This is a genomic window from Rhizobium sp. SEMIA 4085, assembly GCF_013004495.1.
GTDB lineage: Bacteria > Pseudomonadota > Alphaproteobacteria > Rhizobiales > Rhizobiaceae > Rhizobium > Rhizobium gallicum.
In genome coordinates, this window is record NZ_JABEPH010000541.1 from 1 (window position 1) to 2,820 (window position 2,820).

Here is a 2,820-nt window from a genome sequence, read left to right on the forward strand (position 1 = left end):
ATCCGTGCCAGACCAAGAACATCATTTTAAAACAATGAGATGACCGCCATGTGTCTTGACCTGTTTCCGACATTGTCGAAGGTGTGACACTGTTAACCGCTCTGGCGCGTTAGCGCGACGCGGGCCGGAATCGAATGGATCACCTTTGGCAGGTTGCTGCGGACCGCGTCTTCTCAGCGGCGGTCATTTCAACGAGTCAAAACAAACGCCGCAATCTGGAAACCGGCAACGAAGCCGTGGAAACCGTTCGGGAAGAAGCCGTCAAGAGATGCGAGAGCGATGCCGTGCTTCCGCCAGGAAGTGTAAAGGCATGGCCCAAATCGCCCGGCCATGAGCGCGGCAGCCATCGGTCGGTTTACCAGGATTGGAGTTAAGCATGGCATATTAAAAGTCAGACGGTGAAGCGTCTGTCCTGCTATACCAGCTTGAATGCCACAACTGCGTTCGTGCCGCCCATGGCAAAAGCGTTGCTCAGCGCTACGCGTATCTTGCGCTCGCGCGGCTCATTGGGAGTAACGTCGAGGTCGCAATCGGGGTCTGGCTCACGATAGTTTGCGGTCGGCGGCACGACGCCCTCGCGGATCGCCATCACACAGGCGATCATTTCGAGGGCGCTCGCTGCGCCGAGGCAATGCGCGTGAACGGACTTGGTGGAAGAGACGGACATTGAGTGGGCATGATGACGGAAGACGCGCTTGATCGCCGCAGTTTCGATCTGATCGTTGGCCCTGGTGGCAGTGCCATGCGCGTTTAGGTAGTCCACATCCTCGGCATTCAGCCCGGCATCAGAAAGGCAGGCGCGCATCGCCGCCTCCGGCCCTTCGACCTCAGGCGCGACGATGTCGAACGCATCAGCGGAGAGGCCAGCACCGGCGATCTCAGCAAGAATTGTGGCACCGCGCCGTGCGGCATGCTGATAGCTTTCCAGCACGGCCATGCCCGCACCCTCACCCAACACCACCCCCTTCCTGTCAGCCGAGAAGGGCCGGCAGGTATCCGGTGAAAGTACGCGCAGTGCTTCCCATGACTTCAGCACGCCCCACACAAGCGGCGCATCGCTGCCGCCGGCGAGCATTACGTCAGCACGGCCAAGTCTAATCTGATCCACCGCCGAAGCGATCGCATGGTTGGCCGAGGCACAAGCGGACGTGACGCCGAAGACCGGCCCGCGCAAGCCGAGGCTCATGCTGACCTGAGCGCAAGCCGCACTCGGCATAACCTTAGGTGCAGTGAGGATGGCAGCGCGCTTCGCGCCGTTCAAAAGCATAGCACGGTAGTTTTCTTCAATCGCATCCCAGCCACAGACGCCGACGCCCACTGTTGCGCCGATGCGATAGGTGTTTCCTTCATCAATGGAGAGTTCGGCCTGTCTTGCGGCTTCGCGTGCGGCAATCACCGCGAGTAAGCTGAAGCGGTCCATGGAGACTAATTGCTTGCGGTTAATGTCATGCTCCGGCAACGCCTTGATTTCGGCGCCGATCATGCCTTTCAACTCATGAAGTTCTGAATTGGCGATGGGTCCGATAGCCGAACGTCCTTCACGCATTGCTTTCCAGATGGAGGCGGCGTCGGTTCCTAGCCCGCACAGCCCACCAATTCCGGTAATGACGACACGCCTTTCCATTCAAACCTCCTTAGCGGCCAAGCCGCGGACGGCTTCAACCAGATCGCCGACACTCTGGAGATTTGACCAGTCATCGACTGTGCTAACCTCGATCTTGATGCCGTAGGCCTCCTCGATGTCCCAGAGGATATCTGCCAGTCCCAATGAATCGATCCCTAGCGACGTCAGTTCGGTTGCAGCTGTTATTTCGTCATGGCCCAAGGCGGAATCGGCGCCGTTAGATGCGGCGCTTTTCTTGATCATGGCGATGACGTTATCTGCGATTTGATCTGGCATCTTGTCTCCTATCGGTTTTTGTTTCGGCGCCAGGGTGCGCACTACATTCCCTCGTCACTGGAAGGATTTCCATTTGCCAACATGCTTTAACGAGCAGCGCTGATCAGCCTTTGAGCAAGTTTTGTCTGACGAGCGATGGTCTCTGATCCTTCATAGGAAAGGTGACCGCTATCTCGGTAAAGGAATTTGCCGTCGATCTCGGTCCTGCATGTTGTGTCGTCGCAGAGAAAGTCGTGGTAAGAAACCACCTCTACGCCAGCCTTCAAGGCCACTTGGTTCAACAGCTCGAGAGTGCGGGATCGGAACCGGCGGTATTCGCTGACATATATTTTACAGTCGCTGTAGCGCCCGAGAATAACGCTTCCCCGTGCCTTTCGCTCAAGGCAATCGCCGATATCGAAACTTGCGACTGGCGGAGGAGTAACAACAACCACTCGCTTGCCCAGGGCTCGAACGGCTTCGACGAGAGCCTTGATGCCCTCGACGGCTACATCCAGAGAGACCTCGTTCTCCGTGAAAGTATCACCGCTCCTCTTAAGCAGCACAAATTCGCTCGATACAGGGGCATCAAAAGGGCTTGAAATGGCAACCGTCCTGATCTCCGGTCGATTTTTCAGGATAGCCAAAACACTGTCATTGAAACGAATACAGTCCTCGCCGAAGGCATGGGAATAGGGCGACGCTGACGCCTTCGAGAATGCAGCAATGCCAATGGCGGGGAAGCATCCGCTCATCGTGAGGAGAGCCCGTCCCGCCTCTCCGACTGTCGGGGGCACACCGGGAACCCGTGCCATGGCAAATGAATCGTCCCCACACAGCAATTCGGGGCCGTTTGTTGTCTGGCAGTTCTTCGGGATTTCCTGTGGGGGGGGTCCGGGGGTGGAAGTACATGCGCTTCGCACGTCGCAGGTTATCCGCCG

At 57.5% G+C, this 2,820-nt stretch carries 3 protein-coding genes; all 3 read right to left on the reverse strand.

Going from position 1 to position 2,820, the window contains the following annotated elements:
• Window positions 1-415: 415 nt before the first annotated feature.
• Window positions 416-1,624 (reverse strand): beta-ketoacyl-[acyl-carrier-protein] synthase family protein, encoded by a 1,209-nt coding sequence (locus C9413_RS30605; protein ID WP_040114185.1) that lies wholly within the window; start codon window positions 1,622-1,624, stop codon window positions 416-418.
• A complete protein-coding gene (locus C9413_RS30610) occupies window positions 1,625-1,900 on the reverse strand; it encodes an acyl carrier protein (RefSeq protein WP_040114184.1) in 276 nt (91 codons plus the stop codon).
• An 86-nt stretch (window positions 1,901-1,986) separates the two neighbouring features.
• Window positions 1,987-2,802 (reverse strand): SGNH hydrolase domain-containing protein, encoded by an 816-nt coding sequence (locus C9413_RS30615; protein ID WP_348648817.1) that lies wholly within the window; start codon window positions 2,800-2,802, stop codon window positions 1,987-1,989.
• Window positions 2,803-2,820: the final 18 nt, after the last annotated feature.